Below are 21,845 nucleotides of genomic sequence, written 5' to 3' on the forward strand. Positions count from 1 at the left end.
TATCCGACGCACGACGGGGCTCCCCGCCCCTGGACACCAATGGAGGACTCGTGGGAGTCAGCCTCAGCAAGGGCGGCAACGTATCGCTGACCAAGGAGGCCCCGGGCCTGACCGCGGTCATCGTCGGTCTGGGGTGGGACATCCGCACCACGACCGGTACCGACTTCGACCTGGACGCCAGCGCGCTGCTGCTGAACTCGTCCGGCAAGGTCGGCAGTGACGCGAACTTCATCTTCTTCAACAACCTCAAGAGCCCGGACGGCTCGGTCGAGCACACCGGTGACAACCTCACCGGTGAGGGCGAGGGCGACGACGAGCAGATCAAGGTCAATCTCGCCGGCGTCCCGGCCGACGTCGAGAAGATCGTCTTCCCGGTCTCGATCTACGACGCCGAGAACCGCCAGCAGTCCTTCGGCCAGGTGCGCAACGCGTTCATCCGCGTCGCCAACCAGGCCGGCGGCGCCGAGATCGCCCGCTACGACCTCAGCGAGGACGCCTCGACGGAGACCGCGATGGTCTTCGGCGAGTTGTACCGGCACGGCGCGGAGTGGAAGTTCCGCGCCATCGGCCAGGGGTACGCCTCGGGCCTGCGTGGTATCGCGCAGGACTTCGGCGTCAACGTCTGAGCGTGACGGCCCTGCGTCCGGCGCCGCACCGTTTACGGGCGGCGCCGGACGCGCAGGACAACCGAAGAAGCAAGACCCAGGGGAGGACAGCATCATGGGCGTCACGCTCGCCAAGGGAGGAAACGTCTCCCTGTCCAAGGTCGCGCCGAACCTCACTCAGGTGATGGTCGGCCTCGGCTGGGACGCGCGCTCCACCACCGGAGCCCCCTTCGACCTCGACGCCAGCGCGCTGCTGTGCAAAGGCGGGCGGGTCCTCGGGGACGAGTGGTTCGTCTTCTACAACCACCTCAAGAGCCCCGACGGCTCGGTCGAGCACACCGGGGACAACCTCACCGGCGAGGGCGACGGCGACGACGAGTCGCTCTTGGTCGACCTGTCCAAGGTGCCGGCCGAGTGCGACAAGATCGTCTTCCCCGTGTCGATCCACCTGGCCGACGAGCGCGGTCAGACCTTCGGCCAGGTCAGCAACGCCTTCATCCGCGTCGTCAACCAGGCCGACGGCCAGGAACTCGCCCGCTACGACCTGAGTGAGGACGCCTCCACCGAAACGGCCATGATCTTCGGCGAGCTCTACCGCTACCAGGGCGAATGGAAGTTCCGTGCGGTCGGACAGGGGTACGCGTCGGGGCTGCGGGGCATCGCACTGGACTTCGGGGTCGACGTCTCGTAAGGCGATATGAGCAAAAGTCGGGGCCCGGTGGGGGACGGAGGGGGGCCGACTAGACTTCGGTTCAAAGTTTCGTAAAGCCGAGTGCGCGGGGGAGCCCCGTACACACAGGGATTGGGTAGCCAGTGGTTCTGAAAACCTTCGGCTGGTCGTTCGCGGTCACCGCGCTCGGCCTGGTCGCAGCGGTCTTCTACGGGGGGTGGACCGCTTTCGGTATCGTGGCGATCCTCTCCATCCTCGAGATCTCGCTGTCTTTCGACAACGCAGTCGTCAACGCCGGCATTCTGAAGAAGATGAGTGCCTTCTGGCAGAAGATCTTCCTCACCATCGGCATTCTCATCGCCGTCTTCGGTATGCGACTGGTCTTCCCCGTCGTCATCGTCGCGGTCAGCGCCTCGATGGGCCCGATCGAGGCCGTCGATCTCGCCCTCACCGACAAGGACCGCTACCAGCAGCTGGTGACCGACGCCCACCCGTCGATCGCCGCCTTCGGTGGCATGTTCCTGCTGATGATCTTCCTCGACTTCATCTTCGAGGACCGGGACATCAAGTGGCTGGGCTGGCTGGAGCGGCCCCTGGCCAAGCTGGGCAAGATCGACATGCTGTCGGTCTGCATCGCGCTGATCGTCCTGCTGATCTCCTCCATGACCTTCGCCACCCACGCCCACCAGCACGGCGGCACGCACGCCGACAAGGCGGAGACGGTCCTGATCTCCGGTGTCGCGGGTCTGATCACCTACATGATCGTGGGCGGACTCTCCGGCTTCTTCGAGGACAAGCTCGAAGAGGAGGAGGAGCGCGAGCACGAGGCCGAGGAGAAGGCCGAGCGCGAGGGCAAGCCCAAGTCGGCGGTCGTCCTGGCCGGCAAGGCCGCGTTCTTCATGTTCCTCTACCTGGAGGTCCTGGACGCGTCCTTCTCCTTCGACGGTGTCATCGGCGCCTTCGCCATCACCAACGACATCGTGCTGATGGCCCTCGGCCTCGGCATCGGCGCCATGTACGTCCGGTCGCTCACCGTGTACCTGGTCCGCCAGGGCACCCTCGACGACTACGTCTACCTGGAGCACGGCGCGCACTACGCGATCGGTGCGCTCGCCATGATCCTGCTCGTCACCATCCAGTACGAGATCAACGAGATCATCACCGGTATGGTCGGCGTCGTCCTGATCGGCTGGTCCTTCTGGTCCTCCGTCCGCCGCAACAAGGCTCTGGCGGCGGCCGAGGGAAAAGCGGACTCGGACGAGAAGACTGAGGTCTCGTCCGGGGTGTGATCAGCTTCCGAGTGCGGAACGCTCTGTGCGGGGCGGCCGTCGAGGACGTGTCCTCGGGCCGCCCCGCCGGTCTTTTTCAGTGAACCTGGGGGCGGGAATGGGCTTCTTCGACGGACTCCGGCCCGGCCGGGCCGCCGACTTCGACTCGGGCAGCGCGGCGACCAACGCGATCGAGCTGACCAAACGGCACAGCCAGGTCTCCCTCACCAAGCAGGACGCGGCCACCGGGCACCTGCGCATCAACCTGACCTGGCGCATGCGCACCTCCGACATCGGCGGCTCCCAGCGGGAGAGTCTGCTGCGGCACCCCTTCAAGGCGCTGCGTCCGCCGGAGGTCATCGGGCACAGCCAGAGCATGGTCAACGTCGACCTCGACCTCGGCTGCCTGTACGAGCTGGCGGACGGCACGAAGGGGGTCGTACAGCCGCTGGGCGGGCTGCTCGGGGACGTCAACGCGCCGCCGTACGTGAAGCTCACCGGGGACGACCGGTTCGGGTCGGGGTCCGGTGAGACGATGTACGTCAACCTCGACCACCGGGACGCCATCAAACGGCTGCTGGTGTTCGTCTACATCTACGACCAGACGCCGGCGTTCGACCGTACGCACGCCATCGTCACGCTGTACCCGAGCAACGGGCCGCGCATCGAGATCGGCCTCGACGAGCGGCACCCTCAGGCCCGGTCCTGCGCGGTGGTGATGATCGAGAACGTCAAGGGCGAGATGCTCGTGCGGCGCGAGGTGCGCTTCGTGTACGGCTTCCAGGGCGAGCTGGACCGCCTGTACGGATGGGGGCTCCAGTGGGGCCGGGGCTACAAGACGAAGGTCGAGCGGTAGCGGCGGCCCCGGCCGGACCTGTCCTACCGCCCGATGAACTGCGGACCCTGCGGCGGCATGCGGAACTCCTGGGCGGGAGCCCCCGTCGGCTGCGCGTCCGGGTAGCCGTAGCCGTACGTCGGGAGGTTCGCCGGGTAGCCGTAGGACGCGGCGGGCTGTTGAGGGGCCGCTGAGGTCGGCTGTTCCGGGGGGAGGGGCTGGGAGAGGCTGGGCGTGGGCTCGGGGGCCTGGGCCTCGGGGGCCTGGGCCGCCGCCTCCTCCGACTCGTCGACCGAGATACCGAAGTCGGTCGCCAGGCCCTTGAGGCCGTTGGAGTAGCCCTCGCCGAGCGCGCGGAACTTCCAGCCCTCGCCGCGGCGGTACAGCTCACCGCAGATCAGGGCCGTCTCCTCGCCCGTCTCCGGGCGGATGTCGAAGGTGGCCAGCGGCTCTCCGTCGGCGACCGTCGCGTCGTACAGCAGGATGCTGAGGGACCGCACGCGGTCGAAGGTGACGCCGTCCGCCGAAGCGACCAGGAGAATCTGGCTGACGTCGGGCTCGACACCGGCCAGATCCGTCTGGATCGTGTCGGTGAGGCCCTCGGCGCCCCGCTTCTTGCCGAGCCGCCAGACCTTCCCGGAGGGGTGCCGGGGCTGGTTGTAGAAGACGAAGTCCTCGTCGGAGCGCACACGACCGTCGGGGCCGAGGAGCAGCGCGGAGGCATCGACGTCCGGGACACCCTGCCCGGGTGTCCAGCGCAGCACGGCGCGCACCGTGGTGGCTTTCAGCGGGACGTTCGACCCCTTCAGCATCGCGTGCGTCATGCGGCCATCCTGCCCTCTCGGTTCTGCTCACGACAACGCGGGGTACACGAGGAACACGGCAACGGTACAGCCGGGTTGGACTGTCCCCGCCTCTGCCCGGCCGTGCTTGCGTGTGCTTGACCGTGCTTGCCTGTGCTTGTCCCCGTTACCTGAAGTTCATGACCGGTGGGAACCCCTGACACGGGTCCCTACGTACTATTACCGGCCACCTCTTGCCGAAATCCACAGCCTTACCTTGCGCCACGGGGGAGTTATATGCGTCATTTCGGGCACCTCGCCCCTGAGGTGCGGGAGCGCCTCTTTCACCGGGAGCCGTGCGAGTTCGACGCGGACTCCCCGGCCCGGCTGCTCTCCGCGGCCCTGGGCGCCACGCTCTACAGCCCGGCCACCCGGCCGCGGCTGGCCGACGACATCGTCAAGCAGACCCGGCGGGGCGTGGTGTCGATGGTGTTGTGCCTGGAGGACTCCATCGGTGACGAGGACGTGGCGGAGGGTGAGGAGAACCTCGTCCGCCAGTTCGTGGACCTGGCCGCCCGCCCCGGCCTGGATCTGCCGCTGCTCTTCGTCCGGGTCCGTACGCCCGAGCAGATCCCCGACCTGGTCCGGCGCCTCGGCCCGGCGGTGCGGCTGCTGAGCGGGTTCGTGTTCCCGAAGTTCACCGAGGAGCGCGGCATCCCGTTCCTGGAGGCCCTGACCGGCGCCGAGGTGGCGAGCGGCCGGCGGCTGTTCGGCATGCCCGTGCTGGAGACGCCCGAGTTGATGTACCGGGAGTCGCGGGTGGAGGCCCTGGAGGGCATCGCCCGCGCGGTCGAGAAGTACCGCAGCCGGGTCCTCGCGCTGCGCCTCGGCGTGACCGACTTCTGCTCCTCGTACGGCCTGCGCCGCGCCCCCGACATGACCGCCTACGACGTGCAGATCGTCGCCTCCGTGATCGCCGACGTGGTGAACATGCTGGGGCGGGCCGACGGCAGCGGGTTCACGGTGACCGGGCCGGTGTGGGAGTACTTCCGGGTCCCGGAGCGCATGTTCAAGCCGATGCTGCGGCACAGCCCCTTCCTGGAGGGACAGGCCGTGGAGCTGCGTGAGAAGCTGATCGAGCACGCGATGGACGGGCTGCTGCGTGAGATCTCCCTCGACCACGCCAACGGCCTGCTGGGCAAGACCTGCATCCACCCCTCGCACGTACCGGCGGTGCACGCGCTGTCCGTCGTCAGTCACGAGGAGTACGGCGACGCGGCGGACATCCTGCGGCCGGAGCGCGGCGGCGGGGGAGTGCTGAGGTCGGCGTACACGAACAAGATGAACGAGGTGAAGCCGCACCGCGCCTGGGCCGAGCGGACGATGCTGCGCGCGGAGGTCTTCGGCGTCGCGCACGAGGACGTCAGCTTCGTCGACCTGCTCGCCGCGGGCATCCCCGGCTGAATCCCCTCACCACATCGCCTCACGACATAGGGACGCATGAACAACGCAGTGAACAACGGGGTCTGGTCCGGGAGCTGGGTCGCCGAGCGGCTCGGGGTCGAGCTCGTGGGCGACGACAAGCTGAGGGACCTGCTGGGGCTGGCCCTGCGCCGCAACCCCAAGCGGGCCCACCTGCTCGTCTCCCACGTGCTGGGCAAGCACGTGCCGCAGTCGCCGTCCGTGGTCTACGGCTACGGCTTCGCCCTGGGCCGCCGGGTGCGCGAGCTGCTCGGTGAGGAGGCCGAGAGGGCGGTCGTCCTCGGTTACGCGGAGACCGCCACCGGCCTCGGTCACTCCGTCGCCGACGGCGTCGGCTCGGCCCCCTACCTGCACTCCACCCGCCGCCCGGTCACCGGCGTCGCGCCGGCCGGCGGCTTCGAGGAGTCCCACTCGCACGCCACGTCCCACCTGCTGCTGCCGGAGGACCCGGCACTGCTGGTCGGCGACGGCCCGCTGGTCCTGGTCGACGACGAGTTCTCCACCGGCAACACGGTGCTGAACACCATCCGCGACCTCCACGACCGCTACCCGCGACGCCGGTACGTCGTGGTCGCCCTCGTCGACATGCGCTCACCGGCCGACGCGGGCCGGCTGCAGGACTTCGCCCGCGAGATCGGCGCCCGCGTCGACCTGGTGGCGGCCGCCTCGGGCACGGTGACCCTGCCGGAGGGCGTGCTGGAGAAGGGGCAGGAGCTGGTCGCGCGGTACGAGGAAGAGAGTGCCGAGGGTGATGGTCGGTCGTCTGCGGCGCCGTCGTGGCCGGTCGCGCAGTTCCCCGCACCCCTGAAGAAGGGCGTTGCGGTGGCCGACCCTCAAGGGGCGCGGGGCTGTGTCGAATCCGCGGCTACCGCCGCGTGGGCGCGACCAGCCCCCGACCAGCCGCACCCGGACGACGAGCACACCCGGCAGACGCTGCCCCACCCCCACATCACCCGCGTCGACCTCTGCTGGCCCCGCGGCCTGCCCGACGGCGGCCGGCACGGCTTCACTCCCGCGCACCGCACCCGCCTCGAAGCCGCCCTCCCCACCATGGCAGCCCGCCTCGCGGAGGCGCTCCCCGCTGACGCGCGGAGCGTACTCGTGCTCGGGTTCGAGGAGCTGATGTACGCGCCGTTGCGGCTGGCGCGGGAGCTGGAGCAGGTCGTGGGGGCCGAGGTGCGGTACTCGACCACCACCCGCTCGCCCGTGCTCGCGGTCGACGATCCCGGGTACGCGATACGCACCCGCCTCGTCTTCCCCGCCCATGACGAGCCCGCCGACGGACCGGGTGAGCGGTATGCCTACAACGTCGCGGGCGGTGGCTTCGACGCCGTCGTCGCCGTCGTGGACTCCGTGGCCGACACCGGCGAACTGCACGCCCCCGGCGGCCTCCTGGACCGGCTCGCCGCCCACACCCCGCACGTCGTCCTGGCGGTCGTGCCGTCGTACGTCCCCGAGCCGCTGTACGCGGCCGCCCTGTCTGGAGAAAGATCCGCCATGCTGCCCGAGCCCCTCCGCGGTCCCGCCTTCTCCTCGTACGCACCGGAGGAGGTCGGCTGGCTGCTCCAGGACCTCTCGGAGGTGACGCTGGAGGCGCCGACCGAGGAGCGCGAGGAGGCCATCCAGAGCGGCGGCGCGCACTACGCGGAGTCGCTGCCGGTGGAATACCAGCCCAGCGAGCAGTACCAGGAGCTGTTCCACACGGCCCTGGAGACGTCCGCGGCGCGGCTGGCGCGGGCGGTGGGTGTCGTCACGGAGACCGTGATCGCGGAGCGCTCGCCCCGGCCCGTCCTCGTCTCCCTCGCCCGGGCCGGCACGCCCATCGGCGTGCTGATGCGCCGCTGGGCCCAGCACCGGCACGGCCTCGACCTGCCGCACTACGCGGTCTCGATCGTGCGCGGCCGGGGCATCGACGCCAACGCGCTGCGCTGGCTCGCCGAGCACCACGACCCGCGGGACGTCGTCTTCGTCGACGGCTGGACCGGCAAGGGCGCGATCACCCGTGAACTGGCCGCCGCGATCGAGGAGTTCGAGGCCGCGGGCGGTGCCGCCGGCTTCGACGCGGAGATCGCGGTGCTGGCCGACCCGGGCTCCTGCGTACGGACGTACGGCACCCGGGACGACTTCCTCATTCCCTCCGCCTGCCTCAACTCCACGGTGTCGGGCCTGATATCGCGGACCGTGCTGCGCGCGGACCTGGTCGGCCCGGACGACTTCCACGGCGCGAAGTTCTACCGCGAGCTGGCCGGGGCGGATGTCTCCAACGCCTTCCTGGACGCCGTCTCCGCCCGCTTCGCGGAGGTCGTGGACGCGGTCGACAGCGCGGTGAAGGAGCTGCTCGCGAGCGACCGTACGCCGACCTGGGAGGGCTGGGCGGCGGTGGAGCGCATCAGCGAGGAGTACGGCATCCACGATGTGAACCTGGTCAAGCCCGGCGTCGGCGAGACGACGAGGGTGCTGCTGCGCCGGGTGCCCTGGAAGATCCTGGCGCGGGCCGGGGCGGGCGCCGACCTGGACCACGTCCGGCTGCTCGCCGGGCAGAGAGGGGTACCGGTGGAGGAGGTCGGCGACCTGCCGTACACCTGTGTCGGGTTGATCCATCCGCGGTACACGCGCGGTGCGACGGGCGCCGACGGCAAGGCGGTGACGGTCTGATGCCGGTCATGGTGGCGAGCGACCTCGACCGTACGCTCATCTACTCCGCGGCGGCCCTCGCGCTGACCATGCCGGACGCGCGGGCGCCTCGGCTGCTGTGCGTGGAGGTGCACGAGAGCCGGCCGCTGTCGTACATGACGGAGACGGCGGCGCAGCTGCTGGCCGACCTCGGGGACGCGGCGGTGTTCGTGCCGACGACCACCCGGACGCGCAAGCAGTACCAGCGCATCAACCTGCCGGGCCCGCCGCCCCCTTACGCGATCTGCGCGAACGGCGGTCATCTGCTGGTGGACGGGGTGTCCGACCCGGACTGGCACGCGGCCGTCACCGCTCGGCTGGCCGACGAGTGCGCCCCGCTCGCGGAGGTCCAGGCCCATCTGGCGGCCTTCGCCGACCCGGTCTGGCTGCGTAAGCAGCGGATCGCCGAGGACTTGTTCGCCTACCTCGTCGTGGAGCGCGAGCTGCTGCCCGAGGAGTGGGTGAAGGAGCTCGCGGTGTGGGCGGAGAACCGCGGTTGGACGGTGTCGTTGCAGGGCCGCAAGGTCTACGCCGTGCCGAAGCCGCTGACCAAGAGCGCGGCCGTGCGCGAGGTGGCCCGCCGCGCGGGCGCCGAGCTGACGCTGGCGGCGGGCGACTCCCTCCTCGACGCCGACCTGCTGCTGGCCGCGGACCGCGGCTGGCGGCCCGGCCACGGCGAGCTGGCCGACGCCGCCTGGACGGCACCGCGGATCACGGCCCTGCCCGAGCGGGGTGTCCTGGCGGGGGAGCGGATCCTGCGGGAGTTCCTGAAGGGCGCCCGCGAGAAGTAGCCCGCCGGCCACTGCCGGGCCTGGTGGCCGTCAGCCGCAGCAGCCCCCGCCACAGCAGCCGCCTCCGCCCCCGCCGCCCGCCTTGGGTGCGGGGGCGGACGCCGTACCGCCCACGGCGACCGTCGACAGAAGTTTCACCGTGTCGTCATGGCCGGCGGGGCAGTCGGCGGGGGCGGAGGACTCCGCCATGGGGCGGCTGAGTTCGAAGGTGTCGCCGCAGGTCCGGCAGCGGTACTCGTAGCGAGGCATGCGGACAGGCTAACTTCACGCGTTCCCGGGGCGGGGGATCTCCCTGGCTTCCGTATGACATAGATCACGGCAGGTTCACTTGAGGGCCGTGTGCGATCTTGAGTACACATGGCGGGATTTCACGGCTTTACTCCCCCGATATCTTTACTTGAAGATCACATAAGTGATGCTTTGGTGCCTCAATGGGGGGGAGTGGTGAAGGTCATGGTGGTTGCGCGCATCTTATGGATGGTTTCGGCTTCGCGGTCATCGCAGGGAGAGCTGATTCCGTTTCACGGGGAAAGATGTGCGGTTCTGTATGAGAGTGCGTCGTTGGTGGGGGACGGGCGCGGTCGTCGCGGCGGGCGTGTGCGGGGCGTTGGTGGCGCAGGGGGTGACCGGGGGATTCGCCGGGGACGGGGGCGACGGCAGGCCCGGACCGGTCCGGGACGAGGTGCGGTCGGCCGCGCTGAAGGTGAGCGCTGACGGGGGCTCAGCGACGCTGGGGCGGCGGGACACCGAGACCTTCAGCATGCTCGGAGTCACCTGGCAGGATCACCTCGCCGCGATGTCCGGCACCGTCGAGGTACGGACGAGGGCGGTCGGTTCGGGCGCGTGGTCGGACTGGCTGACCCTGGACAGCGACAACGGCCCGGAGGGGAACGGCCCGGAGGAGAACGGCCCGGAGGAGAACGGCACCGCAGCCCGCGGCGGCACCGAACCCGCGTGGGTGGGACCGTCCGACGGTGTCGAGGTGCGGGTGAACGGGAAGCCGACGACGCGGCTGCCGCAGGGACTCCGCCTGGACATGATCGGCTCCGCCGGTGGCTCCGGCAGCGGCGACGACCTCGAGCCCGCCGCGTTCGTCGCCGAGGGAAGCGCGGACCCCACCGCCTCGGAGTCCGCGACGTCCCCAGGATCCACCTCGCCGGAGGCGACCGACGGCACCACCGCGGAACCGTCCGCCACAGAGTCGGCGATCGCCGAACCGTCCGCCTCCGAGTCGGCTGCGGAGCCGCCGTCGGCCCCGGAGTCGCCGTCGGAGAGCGCCACGCCCAGCGAGTCGGCGAGCGGGTCCGCCTCGGCATCCCCGTCCGCGTCCGCCCCGCCGTCCACGGTGCCGCAGCCCACGATCATGCCGCGCTCCGCGTGGGGCGCGGACGAGTCCCTCAGCCCGGAGGCGCCGGCCTATCTGCCCGGCGGGAAGATCAAGGCGGCGGTGGTGCATCACACCGCCCAGAGCAACGCGTACACCTGCGCCGAGGCCCCGTCCGTCATCAACGCCATCTACACGTACGACGTGACGGCGCTGGGCTGGAAGGACCTCGGCTACAACTTCGTCGTGGACAAGTGCGGCACGGTGTACGAGGGCCGCAAGGGCGGCGTCGGCCTTCCGGTCGTGGGCGCCCACGCCTACGGCTTCAACTCCCAGACCACCGGCATCGCGGTCCTGGGCACCTACACCGACTCCGCGCCTCCGCCGGCCGCGATGACCTCGGTCGCCCGGGTCGCCGCGTGGAAGCTGGGCCAGTACGGCGTCGACCCGGACTCGACCGTCACCCTCACCACCGCCGTGGACGGCCAGAACCTCGCCGGCAAGTCCTGGGGTGCCGGAGAGACGCTGAGCCTTCCGGCCGTTCACGGCCACCGCGACGGCTACAACACCCTGTGCCCGGGTGACGCGTTCTACGCCGCACTCGACACGGTCCGCAGCCATGCCGCCGGTCCGGTCTCCGGGCTCACGCTCACATCCGTCACCGGTACGGCCGTCGTCGGCTCGACCCCGTACACCAACGGCCCCGTCACAGTGAACTGGTCGGCCACGACACCGGCCGAGCTGATCTCCACGTACGAGGTGCTGGTCGACGGTGAGCCGGCGGCCACCGCCGAGGGCGGCGCGACCTCCGCCGAGGTGACGCTGACCGACGGCACCCACCGGTTGCAGGTCAGGGCCGTCCACCAGTCCGGGAGGACATCGGTCACCGAGGCCGCCACCGTGATCGCGGACACCACCGCGCCCACGTTCACCACCCCGCCGAACCTGGCCCTGCGTACCGGCATCGTGAGCACCACGAGCGTCCCGCTCACGCTGAACTGGAAGGCGGACGACTCCGCCGCCCTGAAGGAGGTGCGCCTCACCGCCCCGGTCGCCAGGAGCTACGGACCGACCGTGACGAGCGCCCGGCACACCGCCCCCTCCGGCACCGCGACCACATGGTCCCTGAACGCGTACGACCTGGCCGACAACACCGCCACCGCCTCGGTCTCGGGCACCCCGGTGATCCTCCAGGAAACCGCGGCCGCCAGGTCCGGGACCTGGACCACCAGGTCCTCCAGCAGCTACCTGGGGGGCACGTCCCTCGCCGGCGCCTCCAAGAACGCCTCGCTGACCTGGACCTTCACCGGCCGCTCGGTCGCCTGGGTGGTCTCACGGGCCGTCAACTCGGGTCAGGCGCACGTCTACGTCGACGGACAGAAGGTGACGACCCTCGACCTGAGGTCGTCCGTGAGGGCCTTCCGCAACGCGGTCTGGACGCAGAGCTGGTCCTCCAGTGCGCAGCACACGGTCAAGATCGTGGTGGTGGGCACGTCCGGGCGTCCCACCGTCATCACCGACGGCATCGTGTACGTCAAGTAGGGCTCTCCACGGCCCCGTTCCCGTCGCCGTGCGACGCGCGGGGCCGTGTGCGGTACCTTGTCCGTCCCTCCCTTTTCGCGTGAAGTGGTGCGAAAGTCAGGGATTGGACAGGCGTGTTCCGATGTACGAAGCGCGCTTCCGACAGTGTTTCCTTCTGTCGATTTCTTATGTGGAGAACTTGCGAAGAGCGCTGGTAATTTGAGAGTGCCGCGATGAACCGCGAGGTCGGGGGGATTCAGGGTTTGCAGCCGTTCTCACGGCAACCATGTCAGACCCTCGTACGTCTGTACGTCTGCCTACGCGAGCAATACCGAGTGCGGAGGGAGACATCGTGACCCAGCCGGGGCAGGGGGAGGAGCCCCAGGAGCCCGACGCCACCATGCAGTTGAAGGTTCCCGCTTCTTTCAGAGCGGACGAAACCATGCAGCTGCGGGTGCCCGACGGGGGTATACCCGGCAGCCGGGAAATACCGAAGACGGCGGAGAAACGTCGCAAGGGTCGCAGAGCTCCTCGCCCTTCCCCGTCCGCCCGGATCTCCGCCGTCCTCGGCCCCCGTCTCGCACCCCTCGTCGCCGTCCTCGCTCCGCTGGTCGCACGTGTCACGCCGTACGTCCGCCGGATGCGCCCGCAGTACCCGCGGCCGGGACGCACCGGCTGGCGGCGCTGGATGCCGTCCTGGCGGCAGTGGCTCGCAGGCGTGCTGGCGTCCATGGGCCTGAGCAGCCTGCTCCTGGTCGTCGCCTACGCGGCCACCGACATACCGGACAACCTCAACACGTACGCCACCCAGCAGGACAACGTCTTCTTCTGGTCCGACGGAACGCCCATGGCCCGCACCGGCTGGGTGCAGCGGCAGGCGATGCCGCTGAAGGACATACCCGAGGACGTCCGCTGGGCGGTCCTCGCCGCCGAGAACGCGAGCTTCTACAGCGACCCCGGCATCTCCTTCAAGGGCATCAGCCGCGCCCTGTTCCGCACGCTCGGCCAGGGCGACACCCAGGGCGGCTCCACCATCACCCAGCAGTACGTCAAGAACGTCTACCTGAACCAGAACCAGACCCTGCGCCGCAAGTTCACCGAGGCGATGATCGCCCTCAAGCTCGACAACCAGATGAGCAAGGACGACATCCTGGAGGGCTACCTCAACACCAGCTGGTTCGGCCGCGGCACCTACGGCATCCAGCGCGCCGCCCAGGCCTACTACGGCAAGGACGTCAGCGAACTCAACGCCAGCGAGGCCGCGTTCCTCGCCTCGCTCCTCAAGGGCGCGGGCCTGTACGACCCGACCCTGAGCAAGGAGAACCGCGCCAGGGCCGTCGAGCGCTGGTCCTGGACCCTCGACCGGATGGTCGACATCGGCAAGCTGTCGAAGGCCGAGCGCGCCACGTACAAGCAGTTCCCCGACCCGCTCAAGAGCAACCCGCTGTACGACACCGGTGAGCAGAGCGACTACCTCGTCGAACTCGCCTCCCAGTACGCCAAGAAGGCCGGGAAGATCTCCGACAAGGACTTCGACCTGGGCGGCTACCAGATCTACACGACCTTCGACAAGAAGCGGGAGAAGCAGCTCACCGACGCCGTCACCAAGGCCCGCAAGCAGGCCCTGAAGGACGACCCGAAGAACGCGAAGACCGCCCACTACGGCGCCGCCTCGGTGGCCGCCGACGGCCGGATCCTCGCCGTCTACGGCGGCCCCGACCACCGTACGCAGGGCTACAACGAGTCCAACGCCACCACCGTCCCGGCCGGTTCGGCCTTCCAGCCGTTCGTGTACGCGGCGGGTCTGGAGCACGGCGTCCACAAGACCCGTGACGGCGAGGCCACCCCGGTCACCGGGGAGTCCCTCTACAACGGCGACGACGACGTGCCGGTGACCACACCGGAGGGGCCGTACTGGGACCGCGGCGGCAAGAAGGTCGCCGCCAGCAACGACGACGACAAGTCCTACGGGCAGATCTCCCTGCACCGGGCGCTGGAGCTGTCGGTGAACACGCCGTTCATGCAGCTCGGCATGGACACCGGCCTGGACAAGGTGCGCTCGACCGCCGAGGCCTCCGGACTGCTGCCCTCCAGCATCGGCGCCCAGGTGCCCGCCCTGTCCACGGGCAGCTCCACGCCCAGCGCCATCCGCATGGCCAGCGGCTACTCCACCTTCGCCGCGGCCGGCAAGCACACCGAGCCGTACTCGGTGCGGCAGATCACCCACAACGGCACCAAGGTCCCGCTGGACCTGCCCACCCCGCGCCGGGCGGTCGGCGCCGACGTGGCCGAGGAGGTCACCTCCGCGCTCATGGACTCCTTCCGCACCGCACACCCCGACGCCGCGCCCGCCTCCGCGGAGGTCGCCGGGAAGGCCGGGACCACGCAGAACGACACCGCCGCCTGGTACGTGGGCACACACAAGGCCGTCTCCACGGCGGTCGTCGTCTACCGCATCGACCTCGCCAAGAGCCTGGAACCACTGCCGCTGGAGGGCGTCGCGGGCACCGCCGACGACAGCGTCCCCTACGGCATCTGGTCCGGTGCCATGAGCCCGCTCGGCTGACCACCGACCGGGCACCACAGCCCCCCACTGTTTGGAGAATGAGCCGCACATGAAGTCACCGTCGGGCCGCCGCCGCAAGGCCCGGGCACCGCGCCGCACCGCCGCCTTCCATCCGGGGTTCCTGACCCTGGCGGCGTTCCTCGTCGTCGCCTCCCTGACGGCGGGGTACCTGGTGCTGAACCGCACGGACAACACCGCGCCGACCGCGTCCTCGGGGGAACAGAAGAAGACGGCGCCGACGGCCTCCAAGGAGCCGGAATGGGACGGCAAGACCAAGGTCCTCGGGGACGGCTCCACCTCGTACACCGGCCCGCAGAAGGGCGGGTTGAAGGCCGAGCCGCTCAAACCCGGTGAGAAGCCGCCCCAGTTCGTCGTCTTCTCCTGGGACGGTGCGCTCGCGGGCGACGACGAACTCTTCCAGCACTACCGGAAGATGGCGAAGCAGTACGACGTCCACATGACGTTCTTCCTCACGGGCATCTACCTGCTGCCCAAGAGCAAGGCCGACCTCTACAGCCCACCGCAGCACCCCAAGGGCTCGGCGGCCATCAGCTTCCCCACCGACGAGCACATCCGCACCACCGTGGAACAGCTCGGCAAGGCGTGGGAGGAGGGGCACGAGATCGGCACCCACTTCAACGGCCACTTCTGCGGCACGAAGGGCGGCAAGTACTGGAGTGTCGAGGAGTGGAAGAGCGAGATCGACCAGTTCTTCGAGTTCGCGGAGAAGTGGAAGACCAACACCGGCAACACCGACATGGATCCGCTGCCGTTCGACTTCAAGAAGGAGGTCGTCGGCGGCCGCGCCCCCTGCCTGGAGGGCCAGCCGAACCTGCTGAAGGCCGCCAAGAGCTACGGCTGGCGCTACGACGCCAGCTCCGCGGGCGACTTCCAGATCTGGCCCACGAAGAAGAACGGCCTCTGGGACTTCCCGTTGCAGGGGCTCCCGTACAAGGGCGGCGACGTCCAGGCCCTGTCCATGGACTTCAACTTCCTCTACAACCAGTCCAACGGCGAGACCGAGGGCGACCCGGCCATGTACCCGCAGTGGCAGCAGGAGACCATCGACGCCTACATGGCGGGCTTCAACCGCGTCTACTACGGCAGCCGGGCCCCGATGTTCATCGGCAACCACTTCGAGCAGTGGAACGGCGGCATCTACATGAACGCCGTCGACCACGTCATCGAGACCGTGTGCACCAAGAAGGACGTCAAGTGCGTGTCCTTCAAGGAGCTCGCCGACTGGATGGACGTGCAGAAACCCGCCACCCTGGAGCGGCTGCGCAGCCTGGACCCGGCGCAGAGTCCGGACTGGTCGACGGTCGTGCAGTGACGTTCCCATAACGGCCTCGGCCCACAAGCGCATCCCCCTTCACAACAGCCACACATGGCATGCAAAGATGCGCTACCCCGGCATCCCTCCGCCGGGGCAAGAGGGGAAACATCAGTGAAGTCAAGGAAATTGAGCCGTACGCGCCGCCGCGCCACCATACTCGGCGCGGCCGCCACCTCCGTCGTCGCCGGAGTGGCGCTGCTGCCCAACTGGTCCGCCGGCGCGGCGGTCGTCGACGACCCCACGGTCGACGCGAAGACGAAGGCCACCTTCCAGCGGCTGGCCGACGCGGTCTTCACCGACCGCACGGACGCGCTGGTCACCGGTGAGCAGGGCGACCGGGAGAAGCCGCTGACCGACGGCTTCTCCGGCGACGTCAAGCTGTCCTCCGGCACGGCCCGCACCGAGGACACCGCCCTGTCCACGCTGGGGCAGCGCAAGAACCAGCTGGCGAAGGCCGGCGAGAAGTACAGCAAGGCGAGCACCACCGTCACCCTGAACGCCACGCGCGTGACGGGCCGTACGGCCAAGGCCGCGGTCACCGAGACCACGACCCTGACCTACGCGAACACCACCGGCAACCAGCCCAAGACCACCGGATTCCAGGCCCGCCACGAGCTGACGTTCAAGGCCGACCGGCAGGGCAACTGGCAGCTGACGACCATCCGCGACACCGACCAGGGCGGTCTCGCGGTGAACACGCTCTCCAAGCCGACGACCGTCAAGGTGACCACCGCGGCCGACAACACCATGCCGTCGGCCCCGCGCGCGGCCACCACGCGCAACCCCGCGGCCAAGCCCAAGACCCTCACCGGTGCCGCCCTGGACTACAAGGCCATGGCCGCGTACGCGGAGAAGCACTGGAACAACTACAACAAGGACTACCCGGACTTCAACGGGCAGGGTGCCGGCGGCGACTGCACCAACTTCGTCAGCCAGTCCCTGAAGGCGGGCGGCTGGAAGCACGTCCCCGGCTACGTGTACGACTACACCAGGTGGTTCGGCAACAACGAGATCCAGTCGCACTCGTTCATCGGCGTCAACGAGTGGTCCTGGTTCGCCCAGAACTCCAAGCGGACCACCGCGCTGGCCAACGTCTACCAGATGGAGATCGGTGACGTCCTCCAGGTGGACTTCGACAAGGACGGGTCCAAGGACCACACGATGATCGTCACGTCCAAGAGTGGCGGCGTGCCGTACCTGACGTACCACTCCAACAACACCCTCCGCAGGTCGGTGGCGAGCATCGTGGCGTCGTACCCGAACGCGTACTACTACGCCTACCGCACCTGATCGGACGACGGGGGCCAGTGCTCCCTGAGCTCCCGCTGACGGTCCCGCTGCTCCGCCAGGTCGGGGTGGCGGGCCCGCCAGTAGGGATTGTCGTGCGGCAGGGCCGATCCGACCCTGCCGTACATCCCGAAGACGAGCAGCAGGATGCCGATCACGAAGCTGAGCATGCAGTTCTGGATCTGGAAGGCCAGGAAGTTGTAGTCCGTCTCCAGCAGGGACATGTTCAGAAAGCCGCTCAGGATGAACAGGACACCGAGGGTCATGTTCAGGGTGGAGGCGAAGTTCCCGCCGACCACCATGCCCACGAGGAGCAGCAGGCCGACGCCGACCGACAGCCAGCTGAGCGCGCCGTTGGTGTTCAGGCCCCAGACCGTGTCGCCGCCGGTGTCGAAGAAGCCGATCCTGTCGAGGATCCCGAAGATCCCGAAGGCGAGCAGCCCCGCCCCCATGAGACCGGCGCCGATCCGGTAGACCCTGTTCAGGCGGTGGTCGACCGGAAGATGTTCGTCGAACCTGATCCGCTGCCGCGGCTTCGCGTGCTGGGCATGACTGGCCATCGTCGCCTCCCTGGGGGTGTGACGTGCCGACGGAGGCCGTCCGTATCTCTCAATATCCGCCCGCCGCGCCCCGGCGGCAACGGCAGTCGCTCACCGAGGTGCTTCCTGCTCAGTGACCGGCCGCCGCCCCGCGCTCCTCGCGGATCCGGGCCACCACGTCGGCCACCGTGTGCCGGACGGCCTCCGTCTCGGTCAGGAAGTGCCAGTAGTCGGGGTGGCGGCCCTCCAGCGTGGCGACCGCCCGCTCCAGCCGGGCCACGGAGTCGTCCAGCGGGCGCGCGTGCCGCGGGTCGGGCGTGTTGCGGCCGGCCATGGCCAGCCGCTGCGCGTCCCGGATCGCGAACCGGGTCCGCTCGATCTCCTGCCGCGGGTCCTTCTGCACGGCGTTCAGCCTGGTCAGCCGGTCACCGGCGGCCGAGACGGCCTCGTCGGTGGAGTTCAGCAGCGCCCGCGCCGTGGACAGCAGCGCGGTGGCGTCCGGCCAGCGCTGCGCGTCCCGCGCGGTCTGCGCCTCGGCCAGCTTCGCCTCGGCCTGCCGTACGTGCTCCACGGCCTGCTCGGGGACGCGCTGGAGGTCCTGCCAGCAGGCCACCGTGAACCGCCGGCGCAGCTCGCTCAGCACCGGCTCCACCTGCCCGGCCCGGGTCGTCAGCGCCTGCGCGCGGGTCCGCAGCGACACCAGCCGGTGGTCGATCTCGGCGGCCCGCTCCGGCAGCCGCTGGGCCTCCACCCGGACCGCCTCGGCCTCCCGGGAGACCCGCTCGGCCCGCTCCAGCGTCTGCGGCACGCCGTGCTGCCCGGCGCCCTGGTTGAGCCTGGTCAGCTCGGGCCCGAGCGCCGCCAGCCGGGCCGCGAGGTCGTCCGCCGTCAGCCCCGTGCCCCGGACGGCGTCCAGCGCGTTCGACGCCGCCAGCAGCGCCTGCCGGGCCCGCTCCACGGCGGGCGCCAGCCGCGCCAGCTGCGTCTCGGCCTTCCCGAGCAACGGCCCGAGCCCGTCGGCGAAACGGTCCAGTTCCTGTTTGACGCGGCCCAGTTCGTCCTTGGCGCGGGTCAGCTCCGCGCGCGCCTGGCCGGCCACCGAGGCCTCCAGGTCGTCCCGGTCGAGATCGTGGGCGTCGACCGCGTTGATGTACTGGTGACTGACCTCGTCGATGCGCCGGCCGATGGCCTCGAAGTCGGTGACCGCGCGCCGGGCGGCCGGGGAGTCGTCCACGGCCATGATCGTCTCGATCGAGATCCGCAGGTCCCGCTGCGCGGTGTCCAGCTCGTAGAACGCGGCCGCGGCGGCGTCCTTCGCGGCCTGCGCCTCGGCCCGCTGACTCTCCGCCCGGCCACCGAACCAGCGCCGGGTGCCGCCGCCCGCGAACGCGGCGGGCAGCGCCAGCACGGCGACCAGCGGGAGGGCGACGAGCGTGAGGGTGTCCCCGAGCACGCGGAGGCGTGCACGCGGCACCGACGGCGAGTACGGCTGCGCTGGTGTCGCCGTCACATCCCTCTCCCGTGCTGTGATCCACCCTGCCCGGTGTCATTCTCCCACCGGTTAAGGACGAACACACGGGCCGGTCAGTTCACGTTCCTGACGGTGACTTTGCCGTCGGCCGTCCGCGCGGACACCACGTGCGCGCTGGACTCGTCGCGGGGCACGGACACGTCCACCCCGCCGTCGTCGGTCTCCGCCGTCACGCGGTAGGTCGCCCGCGGCAGCTCGATGGTCACCGAGCCGTCGTCGCTGACGGACTCCACCCGGTCCGGTACGGCGCTCAGGCCGAGGCGGACCGAGCCGTCCTCGGTCCGCGCGCTCACCCGGCGCGAGGAGACCTCCGCCCGCACCGAACCGTCGTCGCTGCGCAGGTCCAGCGGCCCGCTGGAGTCGGTGACGCGCACCGAGCCGTCGGCCGTGCGGATGGTGAGGGCGTCCCGGAAACCCCGAGCGCTGACACTGCCGTCGTCCTCGTCGACCTTGACGGCGACGCCCCGGGGCACCTCGATGCGGTGCTTGGCCGCGCAGTCGGCGACCACGCCGGAGCACTTCGTCCGCAGCACCAGCCGGTCGTCCTTCATCGACCAGGTCACCTCCGGTTCGTCGCCGATCACGACCGACCCGTCGAACCAGCGGGTGACCTCGACCGTGCCCTTCTTGTGCGCGTCCGACGCGACGATCTCCAGTGCCGAGTCGTCGGAGTCGATGGTGAGCGTGCCGCCCCGCAGGGCGAAGGCACGCCGGTCGGGGTGCTCGTCCTCGCCGGCGGAGGCACAGGCGGTGGCGGTCGCGGCGAGGGCCACGACGACCCCGGTGGCGAGAGCCGCGCGGGCCGCGCGTGCCGGGACGGTGAAACGGGTCATGGTGATCTCCCCCTGGACGGACCGCGGGTCCGCTTCGGCGCCGCTGTTCCTGACCCTTCCGACGGTAGGCAGCCGCCGTCCGCCGGACGATCCGGTGCGCTCCCGGATATGAGGTGGGGATAACCCCCGACACGGGTTTGCAGGGCAGGGCCCCGGGCAATGTAGGCTGTCGACTCGTCCTGGGTGCGTAGCTCAGGGGTAGAGCGCCTGCCTTACAAGCAGGATGTCGGCGGTTCGAAACCGTCCGCGCCCACCAGGAGTGCGAGAGGCCCCCGGAAGATTCCGGGGGCCTCTCGCGTATCCCTGCACGAGGGGCTAAGCCTCCTCGTCAGGTGGTGTCTCGTGTGCGCGCTTGAGCCGCATCCGGGCCTCCACCCGGTCGCCGGCGGCGACCTCCGCCCAGAAGCGGTGGCAGGACACGAAGACCGCGAGCTCGTGCTCCCGCTGCCGGAGCTTCTCCACCTCGGCCTGTTCGTCGGCCGTCCAGCCGGGGGAGGCGGGGCGCTCCACCTTGCGCCAGCCGCCGTCGTCACTGAAGCCGTCCAGCGGCTCGACCGACCAGGGGAGCCGCTTCAGCAGGGCCGACAACTCGGCCCGGACCTGATGCAGCTCCTCCTGACCGGCGCGCAGGTCGCTGGGAAAGTCATAGGTCGTAGCCACGCGACAATGCTACGCCTGTTCGAATTCGGGTGGCGAGTTCGTACGAGGGGTTCGTGTGTTCGAATGAAAGCCCTGGGGCGATCACGCACCGGTCCGGCCCTGCTGGAGGACGGCGATTGCGGCCCGGTCGGTGTCGCTCGGTACCGCGTTGAGGCGGTGGACGAGGACCCAGCGGCCGTCGTCCGTGGCTCCGCCGAAGAGCGAGGCGTCGCCTGTCGCCCCGTTGTGCCAGCGGAGGGTGCCCGAGATCTGCCAGCTCGGCGCGGGCTCCCCCAACCGCCGTTCCAGCAGCAGGCGTACGACGAGATCGGCCGCCGCGCGCGGGGTCGCCCACAGGCCGCCCGCGGGCAGGATCGCGCCGTCCATCGTCCAGGGCCGCCGGGGGCGCCCGAACCGTCCCGGGGCGAGCAGACGCCGGTCCGGGTCGGGGCTCGCGGCCATCTCCGTGATGTCCAGCGGGCGCAGGACGTACTCGGTCACCAGCTCCTCGTACGAGGCGCCGGACGCGGCGGTCAGGGCCTCGCCGAGGACGGCGTAACCGAGGTTGGAGTACTCCTCCTCCTGGCCGGGCGGGCGGGTGACGAGCGTGTCGAGGCCGGTCAGCAGCCGGTGCAGCGCCGGGCGGTCGAACGCCGCGTACGGGTCCCGGAGCCCGAGGCCGGCCGGCACACGGGGGAGGCCGGAGGTGTGCCGGGCCAGGTGCAGGAGGGTGATGCCGGTGCCGGGCGGCGCGGGGAGCCACCGTTCGACGGGGTCGTCGAGCGCGATCACCCCGGCCGCGGCCATACGGGTCAGTGCCGTACCGGTGACGACCTTGGTGAGCGAGCCGATCTGGACGAAGCGGTCCACGGCGTGGCCGTCGGCGACGGCCGGGGGAGCGGCGTCGCTCAGGACGCAGGTCGGGATGCGGCGGGCGAGAAGGCCGGTCATGAGGGCAGCAGCTCCAGCGGGTGGCGCCGGTGAGGCGGAGGGGGCGTTGGCGTTCAGGGCGTTCAGGGGGTGAGGGCGGTCGGTTGCGGCTGGGGGTGGGCGGGGCGGTGGGACGACCAGGTGGCCGGGGACTCGGCCGGGGCCGGCAGGCGCGGTCGTACGAGTCCCGGTCCGTGCCGTGGGTGCGGTTGCGGTGTTCATGAGGGTGGCTG

General features: G+C 70.1%; 18 protein-coding genes and 1 tRNA gene. 12 read left to right on the forward strand and 7 right to left on the reverse strand.

Features of this window, described 5'->3' with window-relative positions:
• Window positions 1-50: 50 nt before the first annotated feature.
• The 4 genes from IE263_RS26075 to IE263_RS26090 all read left to right on the forward strand — a co-directional run bounded on the left by IE263_RS26075 (window position 51) and on the right by IE263_RS26090 (window position 3,399).
• Window positions 51-626, forward strand: a complete 576-nt coding sequence (locus IE263_RS26075; RefSeq protein ID WP_189940220.1) for a calcium homeostasis/redox stress adaptation protein — start codon at window positions 51-53, stop codon at window positions 624-626.
• 94 nt (window positions 627-720) lie between these two features.
• Window positions 721-1,296, forward strand: coding sequence for a TerD family protein (locus IE263_RS26080; RefSeq protein WP_189940221.1), 576 nt, complete (start codon window positions 721-723; stop codon window positions 1,294-1,296).
• 122 nt (window positions 1,297-1,418) lie between these two features.
• Window positions 1,419-2,564: a DUF475 domain-containing protein gene (locus IE263_RS26085; RefSeq protein WP_189940222.1), complete on the forward strand. Its 1,146-nt coding sequence runs from the start codon at window positions 1,419-1,421 to the stop codon at window positions 2,562-2,564.
• 97 nt (window positions 2,565-2,661) lie between these two features.
• On the forward strand, window positions 2,662-3,399 hold the full coding sequence (locus IE263_RS26090) for a TerD family protein (protein ID WP_189940223.1): 738 nt from the start codon (window positions 2,662-2,664) through the stop codon (window positions 3,397-3,399).
• A 23-nt stretch (window positions 3,400-3,422) separates the two neighbouring features.
• Here the strand turns inward: IE263_RS26090 and IE263_RS26095 are convergent, their stop codons facing one another.
• Window positions 3,423-4,202: a TerD family protein gene (locus tag IE263_RS26095; protein WP_189940224.1), complete on the reverse strand. Its 780-nt coding sequence runs from the start codon at window positions 4,200-4,202 to the stop codon at window positions 3,423-3,425.
• 255 nt (window positions 4,203-4,457) lie between these two features.
• Here IE263_RS26095 and IE263_RS26100 point away from each other — a divergent pair, with 255 nt between their 5' ends.
• From IE263_RS26100 to IE263_RS26110, 3 genes are read left to right on the forward strand one after another with little or no spacing between them, the layout of a single operon-like run.
• Complete coding sequence (locus IE263_RS26100; protein WP_189940225.1) at window positions 4,458-5,624, forward strand: HpcH/HpaI aldolase/citrate lyase family protein; 1,167 nt, start codon at window positions 4,458-4,460, stop codon at window positions 5,622-5,624.
• 36 nt (window positions 5,625-5,660) lie between these two features.
• On the forward strand, window positions 5,661-8,297 hold the full coding sequence (locus IE263_RS26105; RefSeq protein ID WP_189940226.1) for a phosphoribosyltransferase: 2,637 nt from the start codon (window positions 5,661-5,663) through the stop codon (window positions 8,295-8,297).
• On the forward strand, window positions 8,297-9,106 hold the full coding sequence (locus tag IE263_RS26110) for an HAD family hydrolase (RefSeq protein ID WP_189940227.1): 810 nt from the start codon (window positions 8,297-8,299) through the stop codon (window positions 9,104-9,106). Before IE263_RS26105 ends, IE263_RS26110 begins: the two co-directional genes overlap by 1 nt.
• A 30-nt stretch (window positions 9,107-9,136) precedes the next feature.
• Here IE263_RS26110 and IE263_RS26115 read toward each other — a convergent pair whose 3' ends face one another.
• Window positions 9,137-9,355, reverse strand: a complete 219-nt coding sequence (locus IE263_RS26115) for an FmdB family zinc ribbon protein (protein ID WP_189940228.1) — start codon at window positions 9,353-9,355, stop codon at window positions 9,137-9,139.
• 298 nt (window positions 9,356-9,653) lie between these two features.
• Here IE263_RS26115 and IE263_RS26120 point away from each other — a divergent pair, with 298 nt between their 5' ends.
• The 4 genes from IE263_RS26120 to IE263_RS26135 all read left to right on the forward strand — a co-directional run bounded on the left by IE263_RS26120 (window position 9,654) and on the right by IE263_RS26135 (window position 17,143).
• The gene (locus IE263_RS26120; RefSeq protein ID WP_189940229.1) at window positions 9,654-11,972 is read left to right on the forward strand and encodes a peptidoglycan recognition protein family protein; all 2,319 of its coding nucleotides are present in this window, start codon (window positions 9,654-9,656) and stop codon (window positions 11,970-11,972) included.
• Between the two features lie 331 nt (window positions 11,973-12,303).
• Complete coding sequence (locus tag IE263_RS26125; RefSeq protein ID WP_373312080.1) at window positions 12,304-14,517, forward strand: transglycosylase domain-containing protein; 2,214 nt, start codon at window positions 12,304-12,306, stop codon at window positions 14,515-14,517.
• Between the two features lie 49 nt (window positions 14,518-14,566).
• Window positions 14,567-15,850: a polysaccharide deacetylase family protein gene (locus IE263_RS26130; protein WP_189940230.1), complete on the forward strand. Its 1,284-nt coding sequence runs from the start codon at window positions 14,567-14,569 to the stop codon at window positions 15,848-15,850.
• Window positions 15,851-15,964: 114 nt separating this feature from the next.
• Entirely contained in the window at window positions 15,965-17,143 is a 1,179-nt protein-coding gene (locus IE263_RS26135; RefSeq protein WP_189940231.1) for an amidase domain-containing protein, read from the forward strand.
• Here IE263_RS26135 and IE263_RS26140 read toward each other — a convergent pair.
• From IE263_RS26140 to IE263_RS26150, 3 genes are all read right to left on the reverse strand, one after another.
• On the reverse strand, window positions 17,131-17,700 hold the full coding sequence (locus IE263_RS26140; protein ID WP_189940232.1) for a DUF4383 domain-containing protein: 570 nt from the start codon (window positions 17,698-17,700) through the stop codon (window positions 17,131-17,133). The two genes, IE263_RS26135 and IE263_RS26140, sit on opposite strands and share 13 nt — an antisense overlap.
• A 109-nt stretch (window positions 17,701-17,809) precedes the next feature.
• Window positions 17,810-19,189 (reverse strand): coiled-coil domain-containing protein, encoded by a 1,380-nt coding sequence (locus IE263_RS26145; RefSeq protein ID WP_189940233.1) that lies wholly within the window; start codon window positions 19,187-19,189, stop codon window positions 17,810-17,812.
• Window positions 19,190-19,263: 74 nt separating this feature from the next.
• On the reverse strand, window positions 19,264-20,043 hold the full coding sequence (locus tag IE263_RS26150; RefSeq protein WP_189940234.1) for a DUF4097 family beta strand repeat-containing protein: 780 nt from the start codon (window positions 20,041-20,043) through the stop codon (window positions 19,264-19,266).
• 181 nt (window positions 20,044-20,224) lie between these two features.
• On the opposite strand from IE263_RS26150, the gene IE263_RS26155 reads away from it, so the two are divergent.
• Window positions 20,225-20,299 (forward strand) — tRNA-Val (locus IE263_RS26155).
• Window positions 20,300-20,358: 59 nt separating this feature from the next.
• Here IE263_RS26155 and IE263_RS26160 read toward each other — a convergent pair.
• Complete coding sequence (locus IE263_RS26160; protein ID WP_189940235.1) at window positions 20,359-20,703, reverse strand: DUF8825 domain-containing protein; 345 nt, start codon at window positions 20,701-20,703, stop codon at window positions 20,359-20,361.
• Between the two features lie 81 nt (window positions 20,704-20,784).
• Entirely contained in the window at window positions 20,785-21,633 is an 849-nt protein-coding gene (locus IE263_RS26165) for a serine hydrolase domain-containing protein (RefSeq protein ID WP_189940236.1), read from the reverse strand.
• Between the last annotated feature and the right edge of the window lie 212 nt (window positions 21,634-21,845).

The organism is Streptomyces aurantiogriseus (assembly GCF_014649375.1).
Taxonomy (GTDB): domain Bacteria; phylum Actinomycetota; class Actinomycetes; order Streptomycetales; family Streptomycetaceae; genus Streptomyces; species Streptomyces aurantiogriseus.

Coding starts and splice junctions, on each gene's coding strand:
- IE263_RS26080 (WP_189940221.1), top strand. CDS start 721: ATGGGCGTCACGCTCGCCAAGGGAGGAAACGTCTCCCTGTCCAAGGTC.
- IE263_RS26150 (WP_189940234.1), bottom strand. CDS start 20,043: ATGACCCGTTTCACCGTCCCGGCACGCGCGGCCCGCGCGGCTCTCGCC.
- IE263_RS26140 (WP_189940232.1), bottom strand. CDS start 17,700: ATGGCCAGTCATGCCCAGCACGCGAAGCCGCGGCAGCGGATCAGGTTC.
- IE263_RS26130 (WP_189940230.1), top strand. CDS start 14,567: ATGAAGTCACCGTCGGGCCGCCGCCGCAAGGCCCGGGCACCGCGCCGC.
- IE263_RS26105 (WP_189940226.1), top strand. CDS start 5,661: ATGAACAACGCAGTGAACAACGGGGTCTGGTCCGGGAGCTGGGTCGCC.
- IE263_RS26095 (WP_189940224.1), bottom strand. CDS start 4,202: ATGACGCACGCGATGCTGAAGGGGTCGAACGTCCCGCTGAAAGCCACC.
- IE263_RS26115 (WP_189940228.1), bottom strand. CDS start 9,355: ATGCCTCGCTACGAGTACCGCTGCCGGACCTGCGGCGACACCTTCGAA.
- IE263_RS26100 (WP_189940225.1), top strand. CDS start 4,458: ATGCGTCATTTCGGGCACCTCGCCCCTGAGGTGCGGGAGCGCCTCTTT.
- IE263_RS26120 (WP_189940229.1), top strand. CDS start 9,654: ATGAGAGTGCGTCGTTGGTGGGGGACGGGCGCGGTCGTCGCGGCGGGC.
- IE263_RS26110 (WP_189940227.1), top strand. CDS start 8,297: ATGCCGGTCATGGTGGCGAGCGACCTCGACCGTACGCTCATCTACTCC.
- IE263_RS26090 (WP_189940223.1), top strand. CDS start 2,662: ATGGGCTTCTTCGACGGACTCCGGCCCGGCCGGGCCGCCGACTTCGAC.
- IE263_RS26165 (WP_189940236.1), bottom strand. CDS start 21,633: ATGACCGGCCTTCTCGCCCGCCGCATCCCGACCTGCGTCCTGAGCGAC.